This window comes from Acinetobacter haemolyticus (assembly GCF_003323815.1).
Classification (GTDB): domain Bacteria; phylum Pseudomonadota; class Gammaproteobacteria; order Pseudomonadales; family Moraxellaceae; genus Acinetobacter; species Acinetobacter haemolyticus.
Window position 1 is genome coordinate 1,641,669 of the sequence record NZ_CP030880.1, and the last position, 20,003, is coordinate 1,661,671.

The 20,003-nt window shown below is 39.2% G+C and carries 22 protein-coding genes; 13 read left to right on the plus strand and 9 right to left on the minus strand.

The annotated features are described in order from the left end of the window. The first annotated feature begins 92 nt into the window (after nt 1–92). The 3 genes from DS737_RS07475 (at nt 93) to DS737_RS07485 (ending at nt 3,553) form a co-directional block, all read left to right on the plus strand. Complete coding sequence (locus tag DS737_RS07475; RefSeq protein WP_113997218.1) at nt 93–1,553, plus strand: aminoacyl-histidine dipeptidase; 1,461 nt, start codon at nt 93–95, stop codon at nt 1,551–1,553. Nucleotides 1,554–2,003: 450 nt separating this feature from the next. Then, nucleotides 2,004–2,324 (plus strand): helix-turn-helix domain-containing protein, encoded by a 321-nt coding sequence (locus DS737_RS07480; protein WP_005053745.1) that lies wholly within the window; start codon nt 2,004–2,006, stop codon nt 2,322–2,324. Further along, complete coding sequence (locus DS737_RS07485; RefSeq protein WP_113997219.1) at nt 2,324–3,553, plus strand: type II toxin-antitoxin system HipA family toxin; 1,230 nt, start codon at nt 2,324–2,326, stop codon at nt 3,551–3,553. Before DS737_RS07480 ends, DS737_RS07485 begins: the two co-directional genes overlap by 1 nt. Before the next feature lie 3 nt (nt 3,554–3,556). Here DS737_RS07485 and DS737_RS07490 read toward each other — a convergent pair whose 3' ends face one another. Together DS737_RS07490 and DS737_RS07495 are read right to left on the minus strand one after the other, a co-directional pair. After that, nucleotides 3,557–4,630, minus strand: coding sequence for a DUF2157 domain-containing protein (locus DS737_RS07490; RefSeq protein WP_113997220.1), 1,074 nt, complete (start codon nt 4,628–4,630; stop codon nt 3,557–3,559). 93 nt (nt 4,631–4,723) lie between these two features. Continuing rightward, nucleotides 4,724–5,353, minus strand: a complete 630-nt coding sequence (locus DS737_RS07495; RefSeq protein ID WP_005080415.1) for an alpha/beta hydrolase — start codon at nt 5,351–5,353, stop codon at nt 4,724–4,726. Between the two features lie 125 nt (nt 5,354–5,478). Here DS737_RS07495 and yaaA point away from each other — a divergent pair, with 125 nt between their 5' ends. From yaaA to DS737_RS07515, 4 genes are read left to right on the plus strand one after another with little or no spacing between them, the layout of a single operon-like run. After that, the gene (yaaA, locus tag DS737_RS07500) at nt 5,479–6,261 is read left to right on the plus strand and encodes a peroxide stress protein YaaA (RefSeq protein WP_113997221.1); all 783 of its coding nucleotides are present in this window, start codon (nt 5,479–5,481) and stop codon (nt 6,259–6,261) included. Between the two features lie 21 nt (nt 6,262–6,282). Continuing rightward, nucleotides 6,283–6,546, plus strand: a complete 264-nt coding sequence (locus DS737_RS07505; RefSeq protein ID WP_004653902.1) for a hypothetical protein — start codon at nt 6,283–6,285, stop codon at nt 6,544–6,546. A gap of 9 nt (nt 6,547–6,555) precedes the next feature. Further along, entirely contained in the window at nt 6,556–7,173 is a 618-nt protein-coding gene (locus tag DS737_RS07510) for an HD domain-containing protein (protein WP_113997222.1), read from the plus strand. A gap of 30 nt (nt 7,174–7,203) precedes the next feature. After that, nucleotides 7,204–7,659, plus strand: a complete 456-nt coding sequence (locus DS737_RS07515; RefSeq protein WP_113997223.1) for an NUDIX hydrolase — start codon at nt 7,204–7,206, stop codon at nt 7,657–7,659. A 53-nt stretch (nt 7,660–7,712) separates the two neighbouring features. On the opposite strand, the gene DS737_RS07520 is transcribed toward DS737_RS07515, so the two are convergent. The 5 genes from DS737_RS07520 to DS737_RS07540 all read right to left on the minus strand — a co-directional run bounded on the left by DS737_RS07520 (nt 7,713) and on the right by DS737_RS07540 (nt 10,460). Beyond that, complete coding sequence (locus DS737_RS07520) at nt 7,713–8,498, minus strand: thiazole synthase (RefSeq protein WP_008941269.1); 786 nt, start codon at nt 8,496–8,498, stop codon at nt 7,713–7,715. 23 nt (nt 8,499–8,521) lie between these two features. Next, nucleotides 8,522–8,719, minus strand: coding sequence for a sulfur carrier protein ThiS (thiS, locus tag DS737_RS07525; protein WP_005080426.1), 198 nt, complete (start codon nt 8,717–8,719; stop codon nt 8,522–8,524). Between the two features lie 9 nt (nt 8,720–8,728). Beyond that, nucleotides 8,729–9,094 carry a DUF423 domain-containing protein gene (locus tag DS737_RS07530; protein WP_005090342.1) on the minus strand — a complete coding sequence of 122 codons (366 nt, stop codon included), beginning with the start codon at nt 9,092–9,094 and terminating at the stop codon, nt 8,729–8,731. 107 nt (nt 9,095–9,201) lie between these two features. Further along, the gene (rpoH, locus tag DS737_RS07535; protein WP_113997224.1) at nt 9,202–10,071 is read right to left on the minus strand and encodes an RNA polymerase sigma factor RpoH; all 870 of its coding nucleotides are present in this window, start codon (nt 10,069–10,071) and stop codon (nt 9,202–9,204) included. Nucleotides 10,072–10,217: 146 nt separating this feature from the next. Continuing rightward, on the minus strand, nt 10,218–10,460 hold the full coding sequence (locus DS737_RS07540; RefSeq protein ID WP_004639324.1) for a sulfurtransferase TusA family protein: 243 nt from the start codon (nt 10,458–10,460) through the stop codon (nt 10,218–10,220). A gap of 377 nt (nt 10,461–10,837) precedes the next feature. On the opposite strand from DS737_RS07540, the gene DS737_RS07545 reads away from it, so the two are divergent. The 3 genes from DS737_RS07545 to fba all read left to right on the plus strand — a co-directional run bounded on the left by DS737_RS07545 (nt 10,838) and on the right by fba (nt 13,551). Continuing rightward, nucleotides 10,838–11,050 carry a cold-shock protein gene (locus DS737_RS07545; protein WP_000126912.1) on the plus strand — a complete coding sequence of 71 codons (213 nt, stop codon included), beginning with the start codon at nt 10,838–10,840 and terminating at the stop codon, nt 11,048–11,050. 101 nt (nt 11,051–11,151) lie between these two features. Continuing rightward, nucleotides 11,152–12,303: an ATP-dependent RNA helicase RhlB gene (gene rhlB / locus DS737_RS07550; RefSeq protein WP_004639323.1), complete on the plus strand. Its 1,152-nt coding sequence runs from the start codon at nt 11,152–11,154 to the stop codon at nt 12,301–12,303. A 210-nt stretch (nt 12,304–12,513) separates the two neighbouring features. Then, on the plus strand, nt 12,514–13,551 hold the full coding sequence (gene fba, locus DS737_RS07555) for a class II fructose-bisphosphate aldolase (protein WP_005080433.1): 1,038 nt from the start codon (nt 12,514–12,516) through the stop codon (nt 13,549–13,551). A 49-nt stretch (nt 13,552–13,600) separates the two neighbouring features. Here fba and DS737_RS07560 read toward each other — a convergent pair whose 3' ends face one another. Together DS737_RS07560 and DS737_RS07565 are read right to left on the minus strand one after the other, a co-directional pair. Next, entirely contained in the window at nt 13,601–14,914 is a 1,314-nt protein-coding gene (locus tag DS737_RS07560) for a peptidylprolyl isomerase (RefSeq protein WP_113997225.1), read from the minus strand. Continuing rightward, on the minus strand, nt 14,914–17,385 hold the full coding sequence (locus DS737_RS07565; protein WP_113997226.1) for an LPS-assembly protein LptD: 2,472 nt from the start codon (nt 17,383–17,385) through the stop codon (nt 14,914–14,916). The genes DS737_RS07560 and DS737_RS07565 overlap by 1 nt, the downstream gene beginning before the upstream one ends. Nucleotides 17,386–17,503: 118 nt before the next feature. Between DS737_RS07565 and DS737_RS07570 the strand changes: the two genes are divergently transcribed. The 3 genes from DS737_RS07570 (at nt 17,504) to rsmG (ending at nt 19,996) form a co-directional block, all read left to right on the plus strand. After that, nucleotides 17,504–18,517: an aminoglycoside phosphotransferase family protein gene (locus DS737_RS07570; protein ID WP_113997227.1), complete on the plus strand. Its 1,014-nt coding sequence runs from the start codon at nt 17,504–17,506 to the stop codon at nt 18,515–18,517. Then, nucleotides 18,517–19,206, plus strand: coding sequence for an N-acetylmuramate alpha-1-phosphate uridylyltransferase MurU (murU, locus tag DS737_RS07575; RefSeq protein ID WP_005090351.1), 690 nt, complete (start codon nt 18,517–18,519; stop codon nt 19,204–19,206). Before DS737_RS07570 ends, murU begins: the two co-directional genes overlap by 1 nt. Nucleotides 19,207–19,360: 154 nt before the next feature. Continuing rightward, nucleotides 19,361–19,996, plus strand: a complete 636-nt coding sequence (gene rsmG, locus DS737_RS07580) for a 16S rRNA (guanine(527)-N(7))-methyltransferase RsmG (RefSeq protein WP_004639317.1) — start codon at nt 19,361–19,363, stop codon at nt 19,994–19,996. Nucleotides 19,997–20,003 lie beyond the last annotated feature (7 nt).

Sequence of the window (20,003 nt, forward strand, 5' to 3'; positions counted from 1 at the left end):
ACATGCCATCTTAAATGAAGTGATTTAACATCATGACCGTTTCGGTGTATGGTGTATATTTGCTTAAACGCTTTATTTGAGAGTATATGTGCATGATACAGGTCGATTTTTCTAAATTATCTCCCCAAATGGTTTGGCGACATTTTGAGACTTTGTGCACGATTCCTCGACCATCAAAACATGAACAACAATTACGACAGCATCTCAAAGATTGGGCGGAACAGCGCAACATAGAAACCTATGTCGATGATATTGGTAATCTGATTATTCGAAAAGCTGCCACAGCTGGTAAAGAACAAGTTGCAGGTGTGATTTTGCAAGGGCATCTGGATATGGTGACTCAGGCAAATCGTGGTACGCAACATGACTTTTTTAAAGATCCGATTCGACCAATATTAAAAGATGGCTGGCTGATTGCTGAAAATACCACGTTGGGTGCCGATAATGGTATCGGAGTTGCACTGGCGTTGGCGGTATTAGAATCAAATGATATTGCACATGGGCCGATTGAAGTACTTTTGACGATTGATGAAGAGGCGGGAATGAGCGGTGCTCGTTTACTTGAATCGGGTATTTTAACGGGGCAATGGTTATTTAATATTGATACCGAAGAATGGGGCGAACTCTATCTTGGTTGTGCTGGGAGTATTGATATTGAAGTACAACAGCCTATCCAATATCAAACAGCACCTAGTGATTTAATTTATGTAGATTTATTTGTATCAGGCTTAAAAGGTGGTCACTCTGGTGTTGATATTCATCTTGGTCGTGGTAATGCCAACGTGATTTTAGCCAATTTCCTCAATGACAATTTATCGCAGTCAAATGGCAGACTGGTTGAATTCGTCGGTGGAACAGCGCGCAATGCCATTCCACGTGAAGCGGTAGCAACCATTGCAATTGAAATAGACCAATTGGCTGGTCTAGAAAAAGCAATTGCAGCTACACAAGCTGAATGGCAACAAAAACTACAAGGTATTGATGATCAACTGCAAATTACCTTTCAACAAAATGCCAATCAGATCAATGAAGTGATTGTGCTGCATCAACAACAAGCTTGGTTACAAGCATTGGCAACTTGTCCATATGGTATTGCCCAGTGGAGTAGTGCTTTAGCTGATGTGGTTGAAACCTCAAATAATATCGGTGTGGTCAAATTGACTAAAGATGAGGCGAAGACTTTAATTATGGTTCGTTCTATGGTGAACCAAGAAGCACTAACATTTGCCCAGAATATCCAACAGCACTTTGCCAATTTTGAAATTCAGTCTGAGTTAACGCCGTTGGTGTCGGGTTGGACACCAAATCCAGATTCAGCTGCATTGAAATGCTTACAACAGGCTTATCAGCGCGCATTTGAAATTGAACCGAACTTGAAAGTGATTCATGCGGGCTTGGAGTGCGGCATTATTGCGGAACATTATCCAAATTTGCAGATGGTGTCTTTTGGCCCAGATATTCAAGGGGCACATGCGCCGGGTGAGCGGGTTAGAGTCGATACTCTAGAGAAATGCTGGAAGTTGTTGGTGACGGCTCTGGAATCTGTAAAATAAATTTTCATAGTAAAGAAGCTCATGATTGAGCATCTTTCATCTGCTCGGCATTTATCATTTAATTTATAGGTGTTGTGATGATTCCGTAAGCATTGAAAATATCACGCCCTCCTTTGTTAGTTCTATACTATTTATTTCGAAGTTACCTATTTTGTATACTTCCAAAGTTTTGTTGAAAAGAAAATCTAACTTTTGAAAACTAGTTGAAGTAATAGAATTGCACGGTAATCCCCCTAAAAATAAAAACCTATTCTAGTGTAAGATAAATTGAATGCGAAAGGCTTTTGCTGCTTCACGCCAGCAACGAAATACCACCAATGACAGCGACCGGGTCAAAAAGTATTTGGCCCGGTTTGGCTTGAGTTGGGGTGATTTTTAATAATCATTCTGCGGAATTTAAATATTTTGTGCTATATTTAAGTTCATATATGAACTTTTAAGCTACATAAAGTGTCAGAAATAAACCATAAAAATAAGTTTTATCCACTTGATGGGCAATTATTTACCCAGCAGTTGGCTACATTGATCAAGCAAAAAAGACTTGAGAAACGGCTACGTCAAAGTGATTTAGCTAAAGCAATTTCTACTTCACTATCAACAGTTAAGCGTATTGAAAAAGGCGACCTTTCAGTCGAATTTGGTGTGGTTGTAAAAGCACTATGGTATTTGAATATTTTAACTGATTTACAAAAAAATCTTCCAGCAATAGAAAATAAAGAAAGCCAAAAAAGCCGAGTTCGTTTGGAACGAATAGATGAGGATGATTTTTAATGAAACAAACGATCTATTTATATATTCAGCTTCCTGATCAAACTGATTTTGTGACCCTTGGGCGTTTAACCGTTGAAAATGGTGTTGGGCAATTTGTTTATGCGCCGAGTTATCCGACAACTTGGGTGTTAGATGAGATCCACTATCCATGGCGAAAAGAACCTTATACGATCACCACTAATAACGGTATCCCAAATTTTGTCATGGATATTATGCCTGATGCGTGGGGGAAAGTAATTCTCAAACGAATTTATGCAAGAGAAAAAGATACACCTTGGTCGGACTTAGATTTTTTGATCAAAGCAAAAAATGCAGACCGTTTTGGGAATTTGTGTGTGGGTGAGATTAAAACAGTCACTCAAAAAGCAACTTTAGAAAATTTCCAGCACTTAGTTAAATTATCAGATTTTCTTGATTTTAGTGTTGCCATGCGAAAAGGCGAGGCGATTACACGAATCCAGTTGGCCATGGCGCAAACGACTTCATTAGGAGGGGCTAGACCTAAAATTACTTTGGTTGATCAAGATAAGTTGTATCTCGCTAAACCAAAAGATCGGGATGATTTGATTAATGTGCCGCAAGTTGAATTTGCCTGTTTAAGCTTTGCTGAAAAAAAGGGATTGGTTGTTGCTAAACATCAACTTATTCAAGTTTCTCAACAGAGTGAACAGAAAGATGTATTACTGTTAGAACGTTTTGACCGTATTTATGATTTACAAAGTCAAAAATTTAAACGCTTACCGATGTTAAGTGGTTTAACGTTACTGGATGCAGAATGGAATAGCACTAATCATCAACGCTGGTCATATCCACTTATGGCAAATGAAATGTATCGAAAAGGGATGTCACAACAGGATATACATGAATTATTTCGGCGGATGATTTTTAATATTTTGATTGGAAACGATGATGATCATCCTAAGAACCATGCTTTTATGTATCTAAATGGTCGTTGGCGAATTGCTCCATTGTTCGATATTGTGCCAAATCAGGAATATAAGCCTCAAGGTCTGAGTATGCAGATCGGTATTTATGGTACTCAAATGGGACGGGAAAATGTATTAAGTATGGCAAATCAGTTCTTATTAAGTTTCGATCAAGCACAAATGATTTTAGATGAGATGATTGGATGGGAAGCTGAGTTGATTCAATATTATCGCGCTCAACTCACACCCCATGACGCAGAAATTGTCATTTCTGCTATGGGCGTGAGTTATTTAAAAACTTAGATGTTATTTCGATTGTGGATCATCTTTTTTACGCTGTGATTGGCTAGATAAAAACTCCAAGTTCCAAAGTTTTTCAGCATGTCGACCAATCCACCAAAATGAAGCCGCCAATATGATAAAGAAGATTGCTTTATGCATACCAACCCAAAAGAACTCAAAATACTTGGTGTAGAGGTTAATAAATAAGAAGGTGATACCAAAACCACGTGAGGTGGCATCATCATGTTTTAAACCATAGACAATTGCTATGATGGCAATAAATGCGAAGAGAATACCCCAATGCAACAGCTCATATTGTTTAACGTTATACCAGCTATCCAAGTCACCATAATTGCCAAAGATCGAGAGAATCCATAAAGCAATAAACAGATAAAGTAGTCCCATGACATAAGTTGAATGGGCGAAATCTCTAAAATGCGCATAACGTTTAAATATCAGGCTTAAGCCAATCAAGGCACCGCCAAAAAAGACAAAGCGTAAAGGGAAGTTCATGCCTAGGTAATAGGCACCCCAACCCGACATATAGCCTGTTTCTGTCCCAAACCATGAGCCGAGTGAAAGTAGAGAGAACACCCAGATCAGTTTAGAAGGAAACCAGAAGGCAAGTGCGGCATAAATAATGGTAGAGAGTAAGAATAACAAAGAGAAATGCCCACTACCAGTATCAATCGCTTGACCGAAATAGGCGACAGACGCTGCGGTAGAAAGCACGCCTGCGAAAATAATCGCTTCATTGCTAAATTGATGTAAGGGTTTGATTTTACGTCGAAGATAGGCAAAGCTATAAAAGGCCGCCGCAACTGTAGCAAAAATCAGACAAGGAATGATTTTGGAATCGATAAAGATTTTTTCAATTAACTTCATCAAGTAATCATCAAGTGTGATGGCAGCTATTGCAATCACTGTGCAAATCATTGAAATCCAGAACGAATATTTTGCGAGTCGTTCCCAGTCAAAAGACCGAATTGAAAAACTTTGATTTAATTTATTGGCCACATCAGGCGTAATCGTGCCTTGTTGTTGCCAGTGCTCAATAGTTTGCTTTAAAAAAAGTCCCTGTTTTTTATTTAATTTCATTATTAAAGAACCTAAATGCCTGTACATCTATACTGATATAACAGACATTGGGTTCAAAACACGTATATTTTTCTTAGTAATTTGTTGTTAAGTCTACAGTTTTAAAAAACGACTAATGACTTGACGCAACTGTTTTAGATAACCTGTAAAGAAATGATTGGCACCCGGCAGAATCGTGATGGGATGTTTTTGCGGTTTTGCCCAAGCGATCATGTCTGAAAGGAGGGTAATATCATCTTGCTCGCCGTGAACAAATAAAATATCACCATCAATTGCAGGGGTTTGGTAATGACGTAAACCCACCACAGAACCTGTTGGTAAGCCGCAGAGCACTAATTGTTTTGGACGTAAGTCTTCACTGAGTTGTGCTTGGCATTTGGCCAATACATGAGAACCGAAACTAAAGCCACCGGCATAAAAAGTTAAACCAGCATGTTTTGCACGGGCATATTCAATCACAGCCATAATATCATCAGTTTCGCCGTGACCTTGATCATGTGTACCTTCGCTACCCTGTAAACCACGGAAGCTAGGACGATAAACCACACATCCCATTTCATTAAAAATTTGAGCCAATAGGACAGGGACTTTATGATGAGGTGTTCCACCTTGTAAAGGATGTGGGTGGCAAACAACAGCAAAACCTGTGATTTCACCTTGGGGTTGATCTACAAACATTTCAATTTGACCAACAGGACCTTGGATGAATACTTGCTCAGACATAAGATACGCAATGGATAATGGAAGAATCCACTATTTTACCGATAATGAAGAATGAAAACACGAATTGGCATTAAAAATTATCAACTGTTATAGTTTCACCAAGTTAAATTTATTTTTGATTGATTATGCTTGCTTTAATTTCTCCAGCGAAAACACTTGATTACACAACAGCTCTGCCTACAGATACATATACACAGCCACGTTTATTAGAACAATCACAGCAACTGATTGATGTATGTCGCAAGCTTTCTGCGAGTGAAATCGCATCTTTGATGATGGTTAGTGAGAAAATTGCCAATTTAAATGTAGAGCGTTTTCGCGACTGGAATGCAGATTTTGATTTTTCCAATGCGCGTCAAGCCTTGTTTGCATTTAAAGGTGATGTGTACACAGGTTTAGATGCTTATCACCTAAAAGACCAAGATATCAACTTCGCCCAACAGCATTTGCGTATGTTGTCTGGTCTTTATGGTTTATTACGTCCATTGGATTTGATGATGCCGTACCGTTTGGAAATGGGCACTAAATTAAAGAATAGCCGTGGTCATAATCTATATGAATTCTGGGGCAATATTATCACCGATCAAATTAACCAAGATTTAGCTGAAATTGATGCAAAAGTATTGGTAAATTTAGCTTCTGACGAATATTATAAATCTGTGAATGAAAAGAAAATTAAGGCAGAAATTGTTAAGCCTGTATTCTTGGATCAGAAGAATGGAAAATATAAAGTCATTAGTTTCTATGCGAAAAAAGCGCGTGGTCTAATGGCAAGATACTTGATTGAAAATAAATTAAACCAAGTAGAACAATTAAAAGCATTTGATAGTGAAGGGTATTACTTTGATGCTGAAAGTTCATCGAATAAAGAGTTGGTCTTTAAGCGAGATGAGCAGCACGCAGCTTAGATTTGCCTTGGGCAGGGTGGGATGTTAACCAAAGAACTTTTATTAAAACATGCAATATCGTCTGATCAAGTTCGAATCAAAGGGCATTTGACAGAACCTCGTAGTTATGGGGTGTATGCATTGCCTCTTGATCGCGATGGTACTCGACGATTCAGATTTGGTAATCATCCTATGCGTCAACAGGAACTAAAACATGAGTTTGGTTCCTGTACCTTGTATCAGCTTTTTCTAGAACGTAAAGATGCTGAATCCTTGGCGAAGTGGCTGAATAAAGAAATCCAATGAGGATGAGCAATGCAGCAGTATTTATCCACATTAGAAAAATCATGGTTTGCGCTGCATCAGTATTATCATTTCTCTGAACCGCAGAAAGTTTTTAATAAGTTGATTGCCGCCTATAATGAAAAGCAACGGGCTTATCATACGCTGCAACATTTGTATGAATGTCTGGTTCTAGTTGACTCGATTCGAGCTGATTTAAATGATGCGAATGCAGTTGAGTTGGCACTCTGGTTTCATGATGCGGTTTATGATCCGCAAGCGAAAGATAACGAGTTGAAAAGTGCTGAGCTGTTTGAAAAGTATATGGCTCAGGACCTATCTGTTGAGATTGTTGAAAAGATCAAGCGCTGGATTATTGCGACGCAAAATCATGAATTAACGAACGAGTTGGATTTGCAGTTTTTATTAGATATCGATTTGGCGATTCTAGCTACTTCGCCAGCGCGTTTTGCGGAATATGAACAGCAGATCCAGCAGGAATATGCTTGGGTAGATTCAGATGTTTATTCGATTAAGAGAAAAGAAGTTCTAGCGCATTTTTATCAGACAGAATCACTTTATCAAACGGAACATTTCCAACAGAGTTTTGAGCGAAAGGCGAAAAGTAATTTAAAGAATTTAATAAAATAAATGATTAAAGTTCATTAGTTGAGTCAGTAAGTGAAAGATTTAACATTAGATATTGCAGAGGGAAAACTTAATATTCGTGTGGCTGCTTGGATAGAGCATGAAGATCAGATTTTGGTTTCTACATTTCCTGATGGAAGTATTTCTTTAGTGGGTGGTCGATTAAAATTTTTAGAAACGACCCTAGAGGGAATTCAACGAGAAGTGCTTGAAGAAACAGGAGAATATTTTAATTCGCCTGTGCTTTTTGCGATTGTTGAAAATTTTTTCTATGATCCCGTTGTGGGGCGACATTTTCATGAATTTCTTTATATTTATAAAGGCGATATTCAAACAAAAGCTTCTTATCTTGATGATGCGACTGAAGCTCAAGTGATTTCATGGATGCCAAAGTGCGAGATGAAACGGCTAAAACCAGATGTTTTACATGATCTTGCTTTGCGATCAACTGAGCAAGTTATTCATCTTGTTAATCTGGAATCAAGATAAATCATAATTGCATTAAAAAAGGGAGCCAACAGCTCCCTTTACTTTTACTTATCTTACTTAAAGAAATAACCCGTTTCAGGCGAGCTAGCATTGGCCATACGCTTACGAGGCATACGACCCGCTAAAAACGCTTCACGACCTGCTTCAATTGCTTTCTTCATTGCAGAAGCCATTAAAATTGGATTTTGCGCAGCCGCAATCGCTGTATTCATTAATACGCCATCGCAACCCAATTCCATTGCAATCGCAGCATCACTCGCAGTACCAACACCTGCATCCACTAAAACAGGGACTTTGGCATTTTCTTTGATGATGGAAATGGTGTGTGGATTGAGAATACCGAGACCAGAACCAATTAAGCTACCCAAAGGCATGATCGCAACACAGCCCATGCTTTCAAGCTCTTGAGCGACAATCGGATCATCCGAGGTGTAAACCATGATTTCAAAACCATCATCAATCAAGGTCTGCGCTGCTTTAAGCGTTGCTGTCACATTAGGGTACAAGGTTTTTTCATCACCGAGCACTTCCAGTTTTACCAGATTGTGACCATCAAGTAGTTCACGAGCCAGCATACAGGTGCGAATCGCACTATCTGCATCAAAACAGCCAGCTGTATTCGGTAGAATGGTGTATTTCTCTGGTGGAATCACTGAAAGCAGATTCGGCTGATCGGCATGTTGCCCGATATTCACTCGACGAATCGCTACGGTCACAATTTCTGCACCACTTGCTTGAATGGCTAAATCGGTTTCATTTAAATCTTTATATTTACCAGTTCCGACCAATAAACGAGATTGGAAGGTACGTGAACCAATAATTAAAGGGGAATCTTGCATGGGCTTACTCCATTTTTAGCCGATTAGCCGCCACCAACAGCTTGAATAATTTCAATACGATCTTCAGGAGCAATTGCAGTTTGCTCAAGTCTACTTTTCGGAATAATCTGTTGGTTCTTTTCTACAGCAAAACGCTTGCCTTCTAGGGCTAGGTCTTGAATGAGTTGCTGTAAATTTTCACATGACGTGTCTGTGGACTCGCCATTTAGATAGATGTGCATGATAAATCCTTATTTCGTATGCTTGATTGCTTGCCACGCAATTAACAGCCAACTTGCAATCATAAAGGCACCGCCAATCGGCGTAATCGTACCTAATATTCTAGGTAAGCCGAGCGCCATAATGTACAACGAACCACAGAAAAAGAGGATGCCAATTTGCATCAAAATAAACGGAATTTTTATAGGAAAACTTGGTGTAGTTTTATTTAGTACACTCAGAATTAATAAGCCGAGGGCGTGATAGAAAAAGTATTGGGTTGCTGTACCCCACCAAACAAGTTGCTCAGGTGATGCAAAAGATTTGAGTCCGTGTGCGCCAAACGCTCCGAGCATAACTGCAAGGGCAAGATTGATTGCAGAGATCGCTATCCACATAATGAAAATGGAACTAGAAATTTGATAAGCAACGTTAACATATTCGGGTGTTTAAACAAAGCCAGATACAACAAAAGGGCATGAAAGCCCTTTTGTTTGATTTAATCTTAACTCGCAGACATGGCGGTTTTGATTTTTTCCATTGCATTTTTTTCAAGCTGGCGAATACGTTCAGCAGAAACATTATATTCAGCAGCAAGTTCATGCAATGTAGATTTATCATCGTCTAACCAGCGACGCTGTAAAATATTACGAGAACGATCATCTAATTGGTCCATCGCTTGATGTAATGCCGCCGTACTTTGTTCTTCATAATCTTCTTCTTCAGCTAGGCGTGCTGGATCGTAACGATTATCTTCTAAGTAAAGAGCTGGCGCAGTATGAGGTGTGTCATCGTCATCATCGCCTTGTGCTTCGAAAGCAGCATCATAGGCGGTCAATCGACCTTCCATTTCAAGTACTTGTTCTGCCGTGACATTTAAATCATTCGCGATTGCTTGCGCTTCTTCTAAAGTCAGGCGTTTACTCGATTTCTTCAAACTACGTAAATTAAAGAACAATTTACGTTGTGCTTTGGTCGTCGCAATTTTGACAATACGCCAGTTACGAATGACATATTCGTGAATTTCGGCTTTAATCCAATGTACAGCAAATGAAACAAGGCGCACGCCCATATTGGGATCGAAGCGCTTAACTGCCTTCATGAGACCTAAGTTGCCTTCTTGAATGAGATCACCTTGTGGTAATCCATAACCTGCATAACTTCTTGCAATATGTACAACAAAGCGTAGATGTGACATCACCAATAATTTGGCGGCATCAAGATCTTGGTCATAATAATAACGTTCAGCAAGTTCTTTTTCTTGCTCGGCCGTTAAAATTGGAATTTGATTGACAGTGCTGATATATGCACCGAGGTTTACACCAGGCGCAGACAATGACAGGGGCATCAATTGATTGCTGCTGTCAGTAGTCATGGAGTCTCCTTATAGGATGATATTTGAGTCAACAATTTCATCTTAATGCGAATGTTCTTCATCACTAAGGAAATTTGAGTATAGAAATGTAAATTTATCTTTACGAGTAACCAAGAGTTTAACAAAGAATAGCAGTTCCACAAGACCTAGATGGATTCAATCAGATAGTGAAACTCATTTTCTGAGATTTTTTTTGTTTGGCATTGCAGATTCTGAATTTGGCAATATCGTGTTACATCAATTTCACTGTGTGGATCAGAAGACTTTAACAGGTAGGTTTTTTTACCTGTTGCTTTTTTTAGTGCTCGTTTCAACATAAGTAATGGCATCGGGCAAGGTTGCCCTAAGGCGTCGATAACTTCAGCTGAATGAGTGGGTGAGATAGTCATAAAGGTTGGATATAGCTTATATCAGAATTTATCTCATTTGATTTTATATACGTAAAGGAAGTTCAACAAGTTATTTTTGGAGAACCGTGTTTCTGTAAAATAAACTAAATGATGAGTATAAACAGATAGAAGCATGGGAAATAACTTAAAATAAGTCTATTAATTGTCATAAACCCATGTTAAGCTCGATGCGTTTTAGGAAGTGTTTCATTTCGTTTTATCGTAAAAAACCCTATAACAAATGGATGTAACCGGAAATTGTTGATAGTTTTACAGAATGATTACAAGCTTTAAAATTATAAGATTTTAAAACCTTGTTGGCTCTGCTGTTTGCAACACCGGAAGGTCCTTATCTTTCAATATCTGAGGATTGACTTATGACAGCTCGTGAACAAGGCGTAGTAAAGTGGTTTAATGACACTAAAGGCTTTGGTTTTATTCAACGCAACGGCGGTGATGACGTTTTCGTTCATTTCCGTGCAATTGTTGGTGATGGTCACCGTTCTTTACGTGACGGTCAGCGTGTAGAATTTAGCGTAGTTCAAGGACAAAAAGGTTTTCAAGCTGAAAACGTTCAGCCGTTAGACTAATTTGTTGCTTTAACGCGATATAAAAACGCTCCAATGTTATTTGGGGCGTTTTTGTTTATAATAACGACTTTATTTTGGTCATTGATGGTTTGAGAGCATATATGACGTCTGGTTTTGAAACCTTAAAATTACATCCGCAGTTGAAAAAGGCGATTGATGCTTTGGGTTTTACTCAAATGACTCCAATTCAGCAAAAGGTTTTAAAATATACGCTAGCAGGGCATGATGCGATTGGTCGCGCACAAACAGGGACTGGTAAAACGGCTGCCTTTCTGATTAGTGTGATCAATGATTTGTTAAATAATCCGATTCAAGAACAACGCTTTCGTGGTGAGCCACGTGCTCTAATCTTGGCGCCTACTCGTGAGTTGGCTTTACAAATTGAAAGTGATGCAAAGTCGCTGACAAAGTTTTCTAACTTGCACCTTGTAACGTTGTTGGGTGGGGTTGACTTCGATAAACAGAAGAAAATGTTAGATCGAAACTTTGTTGATATTATTGTTGCGACCCCTGGACGCTTAATTGATTTTGTTGAGCAGAAAGAAGTGTGGCTGGATCGCATCGAGTTTTTAGTTATTGATGAAGCTGATCGATTATTGGATATGGGCTTTATTCCTTCGGTAAAGCGTATTGTTCGTTATTCTCCATCCAAAGAGCAACGTCAAACTTTAATGTTTTCTGCAACATTTAGCTATGATGTGCTGAATTTAGCTCGTCAATGGTTGTTTGAGCCTGTTACTGTTGAAATTGAACCTGAGCAAAAAACGAATGTTGACGTTGAACAGCGTGTATATGTTGTTGCAAAAGAAGACAAGTATAAATTGTTGCAGGATATTCTACGTGATGAGCCGATTGATAAAGTCATGATTTTTGCGAATCGTCGAGATCAGGTTCGTCGTTTATATGATCATTTGAAACGTGATGGTTACAAAGTTGGGATGTTATCTGGTGAAATTGCACAAGATAAGCGTTTGAAAATGCTGGATCAATTTAAGCAAGGCAAACACAACATCATGATTGCTACAGATGTAGCTGGACGTGGTATTCATGTTGATGGCGTCTCACATGTTGTGAATTTTACGCTGCCAGAACAATCTGATGATTATGTGCATCGTATTGGTCGTACAGGTCGTGCAGGAGCTCAAGGGGTGAGCATTAGTTTCCTGTCTGAAGACGATGCGTTTTACTTACCTGAAATTGAAAAAGCAATTGGTAAAAAATTACCGCTTACACGCCTTGAAGGATACTGTTAAGGATTGAATTGGTTCTTTTTAGTATTTGATGCCTAAGCACGAAATAATTAGAGGCTAAATCATTATTGGATTTAGCCTTTTTTATTGTTAAATGTGTTGTGATACGCAAATTACACAAAAGATTCAGGTTTTTTTTTCAAATCCTGTGATTAGTTGCTGAATTGAAATAAATCAACATGTAGAATATGGCGCATTACCTGGGAGGATATTATGGCTCTAATCTCGATGCGCCAGCTCTTGGATCACGCTGCAGAACACAACTACGGCGTACCAGCGTTTAACGTAAACAACTTAGAACAAATGCGCGCAATTATGCTAGCTGCAGATGCGACGAATTCACCTGTAATCGTACAAGCTTCGGCGGGTGCGCGTAAATATGCAGGTGCACCTTTTTTACGTCATCTTATTTTAGCTGCAATTGAAGAATGGCCACATATTCCAGTGGTAATGCATCAAGATCATGGTACTAGCCCTGATGTTTGTCAGCGTTCAATTCAATTGGGTTTTAGCTCTGTGATGATGGACGGTTCATTGGGTGCTGATGGTAAGACACCTACATCATATGATTATAATGTTGATGTAACTCGTCGTGTTGTTGCTATGGCGCATGCATGTGGCGTTTCAGTTGAAGGTGAAATTGGTTGCTTAGGTAGCCTTGAAACTGGTTTGGCTGGCGAAGAAGATGGCGTGGGTGCAGAGGGTGTGCTTGATCATTCTCAATTGCTTACTTCGGTGGAAGAAGCGACCCAATTTGTCGCGGATACTAACGTTGATGCTTTAGCGATTGCAGTTGGTACTTCTCACGGAGCATACAAGTTTACTCGTCCACCTACAGGCGATATCTTGGCGATTGATCGTATTAAAGAAATCCATGCTGCATTACCAAATACACATCTTGTAATGCATGGTTCAAGCTCAGTGCCACAAGAGTGGTTGGCTGTAATTAACCAATATGGTGGCGATATTAAAGAAACTTATGGTGTGCCTGTAGATCAGCTTGTAGAAGCGATTAAACATGGCGTACGTAAGATTAACATTGATACCGATTTGCGTTTGGCTTCTACTGGTGCGATGCGTCGTATGATGGCTGAGAAACCAAGTGAATTTGATCCACGCAAATTCTTTGGTGAAACCGTTGAGGCAATGAAAGATATCTGTGTTGCTCGTTATGAAGCCTTTGGTACAGCAGGTAATGCAGATAAGATTCGCCCGATCTCTCTAGAGAAAATGGTTGATCGTTACAAATAATTTTGGTGCATAAAAATAGCGGCATTTGCCGCTATTTTTTTTGGTTAAATTATTTTTGCGCTGCTTTTGAGTCCATATTTACATCTTTGATTTCAACGTAGGCATTAGCGCGTAGTTCGCGAGTCCAACTATCTACTTCCGTTTCAAATTGACGCTCACCTAAGATTTGGCGTGCCATACGTTCTTGCGCTTCTTTGGTCATATCTTGTTGGCGTGTATCTGTTACTTCTAAAATATGCCAACCAAATTGACTTTGGAATGGTTCGCTGAGCTGGCCAACAGGTATTTCCTTCATTACTTTTTCAAACTCAGGCACCATTACACCAGCATTGACCCAGCCTAAGTTGCCGCCATCACGAGCAGAACCTGGATCATTCGAGAAGGTAGCTGCTAAAGTTGCGAAGTCTTCACCTGCTTTAATTCGGTTGTATAAGCTATCAATCATTTGTTTAGCGCGATCAGAGCTTACAACTTCAGATGTTTGGATCAAAATGTGACGTGTTTTATATTGTGGAACAAGTGCACGTTGATCATTCTGTTTACGTTCAAGTAATTTTAATACATGCGTTCCGTCACGAACATTGACTAAGCCAGTGGTTTGTCCTACTTGTAGTGGAGTGACGCGAGCAGCAAGTTCGGTTGGGATTTCAGATAAAGCACGGAAGCCCATATCTGCGCCATCAACTGTTACTGTTCCTGTCGATAATTTACTGCTGATTGCCTTAGGATCGTTACTTGTAGCAAGAGATCGTCTGACTTCTTCTGCAACTTTTTGTACTTCATTATTGTCCGTACCAGAAATACGCATATGAAGAACATGAACTTGTGTTCCCAAAGCTGCTTGACCTTCAGGTGATTTTAGGAAGTTTTCAACATCGTGATCACTGATTTTAATACGTGACATCACTTGTTGTTGACGAAGACGACCAATTGCAAGGTCTTCTGCAATTCGGTTTCTTAGATTTTCATAAGTGCCTGGTGCAATAGCATCTAACTTTTGTTGAAATGCAGATAATGAATTACTACCTGATTGATTGGCGACTCTTAATACTGCCGCATTTAAGCTATTTTCATCAGGTTTGATGCCATAACGTTTTACTTGTTCTAATTGAGCTTGGCGAATAATCAGTTGATCCAAAACCTGCATTTGTAAGTATTGCTTTGGAGGGGCAGTTTGATTTTGAGCCTTGAGTTGGTGTTCAGCCTCAGCAATTCCTTGTACTAAGTCGCTTTTAAGAATGACACTACTATCTACAATTGCGACAACCTCATCCGCAGGTTGAGCAAAGCTATGCATTGATGAAGAAATTAGGGCTGCTAGAACAGTGGCTCTAAAGATATGTTGAAAATGTTTTATCTTCATTAACGTTGTGTCCAAGATTGATTAGTTTTGTTGAAACCTAAAACTCTATTCTCAAGCAGAGAAGATAGTTTGGTATTTAAAGCGCCTAAACCTTTCAGCGTAACTTCGGCCATAACGGCATTCTTCTTACGCACATCAGGAGAGTTTGGATCATCCAGATCGTTATAGTAAGAGCGACCGTATACTGAAACAGCCCAGCAGCAAGATTCGTAATTGACGCCCAATAAATACTCACGCATGAGGTTATTGTCAAGGTCATACTGAGCATGACCCATAATACGCCAATTATCTTTTACGGGTTGTATAAAGGATGCAACAACTTGATCGTAGGCATTTTGTCGGTCTTTGATATCTTTGCGGTAAAAATAACCAACATTATAAAGATTGCCTTTATCGCCAGTATAATATGCTTGAAAATCACGTTGCGCATTGTCGCCATTCGACATCCATGCAGAGTTAGCACTAATGGTAAAGTTTTGATTAAGTTGGCTAGTCAAATTGACTACAGGCCCAGTACGTCGCTGTGTATCAAATTCATCAAGTTGTTCGTTGAGGCTGACTCGACGATCATTAAAATAATAACTTTGTCCGACGCTGGCTTTGATACGCTCTAAGCCTTCAGTATCTAAGAGGCTATAAGTTACACCTAGTGACAGGAAGTTATTGTCATCTAAACGGTCGTGTCCATAAAAGCGATATGGATTAAATAATTGATCGTAATTGATCGATGCTGTTGTGGAATCAAAGTTTGGATGATCATCCTGTTTTCGATATGGTGAATAAGCATAAAAAGCACGTGGAGAAATACTTTGTAAGTACTTACCATCTTTTTCAAAAGTTAAACCTGTAGCCAATGTAAATTGAGGTACCACAACTGATTTTTCTAAATCATTAGAACTACGATCTTGTTGAGAGTCTTGATCGTAGAATGTATTGATACTACGTACAGAAGCCTCTGGAATAACATAGAACCATGATGGAGTAATATGATTGTATCGTACAGCAAATTGATTGTAGATACGTGTACCACTTGATTCTAAGGCAGATCCATCATTGATGGATTTTTTGAAATACGCAGTATCATTATTAAATTCATACTGTAATCCTTGTGGGTTACCTGCGACATAATTTAATAAGAATTGAGGTAATCGTGCATAAGGTTTGTCTTTGTCATCGATTTCTTTATCAAGTGTTTGGAAATCTTCAACTTTTAATTGTGCTCTTAGACCAGGGATGCCATTTCGATAATTAAGCTCCCATGCTCGGCGCAAGTTTAAATCGGTTCTTGTGTTTGGGTTGTTATTAAAGTCAGAAAAATATTCTTTATCTGATGCGTAATTGTATTCTAGATTGGTAGACCACTGATCATCAATTCTCCAGTTGTGGATAAAATGTAGATCGGAACGATTTTTTCTATTTTCGTACTCTTTATCATTCTGTATATATCCACCCCAGATTTGACCTGAACCAAAGTTTTCAGTCATGTAGCGATATTCAGCATCTAGCTTGGCACCACGGTTACTCATAAAGCTAGGTGTAAGTGTAAGATCATAATTAGGGGCTAGATTGAGATAAATGGGTACTGACAGTTGTGCGCCACCATCACTACTATAGCCAAAATTTGGACTGAGCATCCCTGTGGTGCGACGATCATCGATTGGGAAGTTGAAATAAGGAACGGCAATCACGGGTACATTTTTGACATACAGCTTGGTGCCGCGAGTAACGCCGCGACCAGTATCTTGATTGAGTTCAATTTCTTTGGCTTGAATTTTCCAAGCCGGTTTTTGCTCTGGAGGGCATGCTGTATAGCTTGCATCCTTTAAAACGAGTAGATTTTCGTTTTTCCGCAATATTTGATTCGCTTGCCCGTGCGCATGTTGTTGCTCAGCAATATAGAAGCTGTTATTTAAATCGCCTGTTTGGGTCTTTAGATTATAGTTAATTTGGTCACTTTGGGTGAGCAATCCAGATTGAGCAAGTTGAACTCGACCTTGAGCATTTGCAAGAGTTTGTGTGGAGTCAATCGTGACTTGGTCAGCACGAATGGTGCGGCCTTCTTGGTCAATTACCACATTGCCTTGTAAAATTGAATCACCGTTCGGGTTGTAGTGACCATAATCTGCTGTGATGACAGATGTAGTGCTGTTTGCATCAGCTGGCTTGGTTGCAGGATTAATTGGAGTAATCCATGTACCTTGGCAGAAGGACGAACTCAAATGCTGATTATTACGCAGTTGAGCTTCTGGCGCAGTTTTATCTACATAATATTGTTGAAAAAAATGTTCGCCAGCATAACTTTCCTGATCTGGTTTTACTTGATTTTTTTCGGCGATAGCCTTGAGTTTAGCATTGTCTAGTGTAGAGACATGAGACGTGGTGGAAGCCGCGAAACCTGTTTGAATCGTGCCGCCACACAAGAGTGTCAAAATAGCTGTTGCTAAAGGATTAAATTTAAACTGATGTTTCATTGTCTCATTAACCAGTATGCTAATTCACAATTAATTATTGTCGCATCATAGAGAAAAAGTTGATAAGTGGCTACACTTAAGCTCTCAAAATCTCAGCTAGTTTTAGATTTTATTGCAAATGAATACACAACGTGAACAATTGATACAAACTTGGTTGCAAGCCACTCTACAATCTGATCAATTTGAGATCAGCTTTTTAGCAGGGGATGCAAGCTTTCGTCGCTATGCGCGAATAAATTTACAAAACAAAACATATATGCTTATGGATGCACCTCCTGAAAAAGAAGATTGTACGCCATTCGTGACAATTGATGAGTTTTTCGATCAGCATGGTGTGCGCGTGCCGCATATTATTGCCAAAGATTTGGAAGATGGCTTTTTATTGTTAGAGGATTTTGGTGATGTAGTTCTATCGACGTTGCTCAATGATGCAACAGTGGATCAATATTATGCGCAGAGTTTTAAACAACTAATCGAATTGCAAAAGATTAATGGTCATGAGTTGTTGCCAGTTTATTCTTATGAAAAATTAATGACAGAAATGCGGTTGTTAACCGATTGGATGTTACCTTCGTTAAAAATTCAACCAACAGAGCAACAGCTTGAAACCATAGAACAAGCATTCGATTTTCTTGCAATTGAAGCTTTAAGTCAGCCGCAAGTGATTGTTCATCGTGATTTTCATAGTCGTAATTTGATGAAAATTGATAATGAACAAGAGCTGGGTGTCATTGATTTTCAAGATGCTGTAATTGGTGCAGATACTTATGATCTAATTTCAATTACACGTGATGCCTATGTTCAATGGAATGCGGCGCGCGTACACGAATGGTTTAATGTATTTTATAAGTTGTTGCCAGATGCAGCGAAAGTAAATCGCAGTTTTGAACAATTCAAGCGTGATGCTGATTTGATGGCGATTCAACGTCATTTAAAAATATTGGGCATCTTTGTGCGTTTATATGAGCGTGATGGTAAATCGGGCTATCTAAAGGATTTGCCACGGGTAATGTGGTATTTGCTTGAAGAAAGCCAAGGTTATGATGAGTTAAATGACTTTATGCATTTTATACGTGAAACGGTTATGCCAAAGTTCATATTGAAATATGGCGAATACGAGGTTGCTGCTTAATGAAAGCGATGATTCTGGCGGCTGGTCTAGGTAATCGTATGCGACCACTTACATTACATACACCAAAGCCCTTGCTTGAAGTGGGAGGGAAACCGCTCATTGTTTGGCATATTGAAAAATTGCAGAAAGTCGGTGTAAAAGAGATTGTAATCAATACCGCTTGGCTGGGTGAAAAGCTTGTAGCTGCTTTAGGTGATGGAACTCAATTCGGCGTAAATATTTTGTGGTCGCACGAGGGGGAAGGTTTAGAGACAGCAGGTGGTATTATTAATGCTTTACCTTTGCTTGGTGATCAACCATTCATTCTTGTAAATGGTGATGTTTGGACAACAATGGACTTCGCATCATTGCTGGATGTTAAATTAGGGACTAAACAGGCACATTTGGTTTTGGTTGATAATCCACCACAGCATTTAAAGGGTGATTTTATTCTGTCAAACAATATGGCCTATACTTTTGATCAAGAGCAATGTGGTGAAGCGCTAACATATAGTGGCGTTGCGGTGTTGGCACCTCAGATGTTTATCGGCTTAGAGAGTGGTAAGCGTCCATTGGCTCCATTATTGAAAGAAGCGATGTTAGAACAGCAGGTTTCAGCTGAAAAAATGCAAGGAATTTGGGTGGATGTCGGTACTCCTGAGCGTTTGCAGCAGTTAGATCAACAGATACAACAAGGTGCGTTTGCTTAGCGTTAATAGCAAGCTGTATTAAAAAAACTTAATAGTTTGTGCAGTTTATCGTGTTTGTTCATGTTTAACTGCATAATCGTTCAACAAGTCCTACTGTGTCTTGTGACAGAAATAGGTATACTGCACAGCAAATTTATCGAGATGTCGCACTGTTATGCATCCTTTTTTTCAAGAATTAAAGCAAGGAAGTCAAGCCTTAGGTTTAAGTCTAAGCGAAGAAGCCTTAACACTTTTGTTGAAATATCAAGATGCTTTGGTGTTGTGGAATAAGGCATATAATTTAACAGCCATTCGTGAACCCAAAGAAATGTTGGTTAAACATTTATTAGATAGTTTGAGTATCTTAAATGATTTACCTGCTGGGCGTTTACTTGATGTTGGCACAGGTGGTGGCATGCCAGGCATGATCATTGCATTATGTCAACCAGAACGTGACTGTGTACTGCTAGATTCAAATGGTAAAAAAATTCGGTTTTTGAAGCAATTTATTGCAGATTTAAAGCTCAAAAATGTAATTGCAGTGCAAACACGAGTAGAAAGCGAAGATAGTATATCTGAGCTCGGTCATTTCGATGTCATTACAAGTCGTGCCTTTGCATCTCTGACAGATTTTGTGAATGCTGCACAGCCTTATATGCATGATCAAAGCATTATTGCAGCGATGAAAGGTCTCATTCCTGAGGATGAGGTGGAGCAGATGAAGGATGAGTATTCTTGTAAAATCATTGAACTTCGTGTGCCAAGATTAGATGAGCAACGTCATTTACTGTTACTTCAACGTATTCAATAAAAAATAT

Coding starts and splice junctions, on each gene's coding strand:
- fba (WP_005080433.1), top strand. CDS start 12,514: ATGGCTCTAATCTCGATGCGCCAGCTCTTGGATCACGCTGCAGAACAC.
- DS737_RS07520 (WP_008941269.1), bottom strand. CDS start 8,498: ATGCAAGATTCCCCTTTAATTATTGGTTCACGTACCTTCCAATCTCGT.
- DS737_RS07570 (WP_113997227.1), top strand. CDS start 17,504: ATGAATACACAACGTGAACAATTGATACAAACTTGGTTGCAAGCCACT.
- DS737_RS07540 (WP_004639324.1), bottom strand. CDS start 10,460: ATGACTATCTCACCCACTCATTCAGCTGAAGTTATCGACGCCTTAGGG.
- DS737_RS07530 (WP_005090342.1), bottom strand. CDS start 9,094: ATGTGGATAGCGATCTCTGCAATCAATCTTGCCCTTGCAGTTATGCTC.
- DS737_RS07560 (WP_113997225.1), bottom strand. CDS start 14,914: ATGAAGATAAAACATTTTCAACATATCTTTAGAGCCACTGTTCTAGCA.
- DS737_RS07545 (WP_000126912.1), top strand. CDS start 10,838: ATGACAGCTCGTGAACAAGGCGTAGTAAAGTGGTTTAATGACACTAAA.
- DS737_RS07510 (WP_113997222.1), top strand. CDS start 6,556: ATGCAGCAGTATTTATCCACATTAGAAAAATCATGGTTTGCGCTGCAT.
- DS737_RS07475 (WP_113997218.1), top strand. CDS start 93: ATGATACAGGTCGATTTTTCTAAATTATCTCCCCAAATGGTTTGGCGA.
- DS737_RS07565 (WP_113997226.1), bottom strand. CDS start 17,385: ATGAAACATCAGTTTAAATTTAATCCTTTAGCAACAGCTATTTTGACA.
- rhlB (WP_004639323.1), top strand. CDS start 11,152: ATGACGTCTGGTTTTGAAACCTTAAAATTACATCCGCAGTTGAAAAAG.
- yaaA (WP_113997221.1), top strand. CDS start 5,479: ATGCTTGCTTTAATTTCTCCAGCGAAAACACTTGATTACACAACAGCT.
- DS737_RS07495 (WP_005080415.1), bottom strand. CDS start 5,353: ATGTCTGAGCAAGTATTCATCCAAGGTCCTGTTGGTCAAATTGAAATG.
- DS737_RS07505 (WP_004653902.1), top strand. CDS start 6,283: ATGTTAACCAAAGAACTTTTATTAAAACATGCAATATCGTCTGATCAA.
- thiS (WP_005080426.1), bottom strand. CDS start 8,719: ATGCACATCTATCTAAATGGCGAGTCCACAGACACGTCATGTGAAAAT.
- rsmG (WP_004639317.1), top strand. CDS start 19,361: ATGCATCCTTTTTTTCAAGAATTAAAGCAAGGAAGTCAAGCCTTAGGT.
- DS737_RS07490 (WP_113997220.1), bottom strand. CDS start 4,630: ATGAAATTAAATAAAAAACAGGGACTTTTTTTAAAGCAAACTATTGAG.
- murU (WP_005090351.1), top strand. CDS start 18,517: ATGAAAGCGATGATTCTGGCGGCTGGTCTAGGTAATCGTATGCGACCA.
- DS737_RS07485 (WP_113997219.1), top strand. CDS start 2,324: ATGAAACAAACGATCTATTTATATATTCAGCTTCCTGATCAAACTGAT.
- rpoH (WP_113997224.1), bottom strand. CDS start 10,071: ATGACTACTGACAGCAGCAATCAATTGATGCCCCTGTCATTGTCTGCG.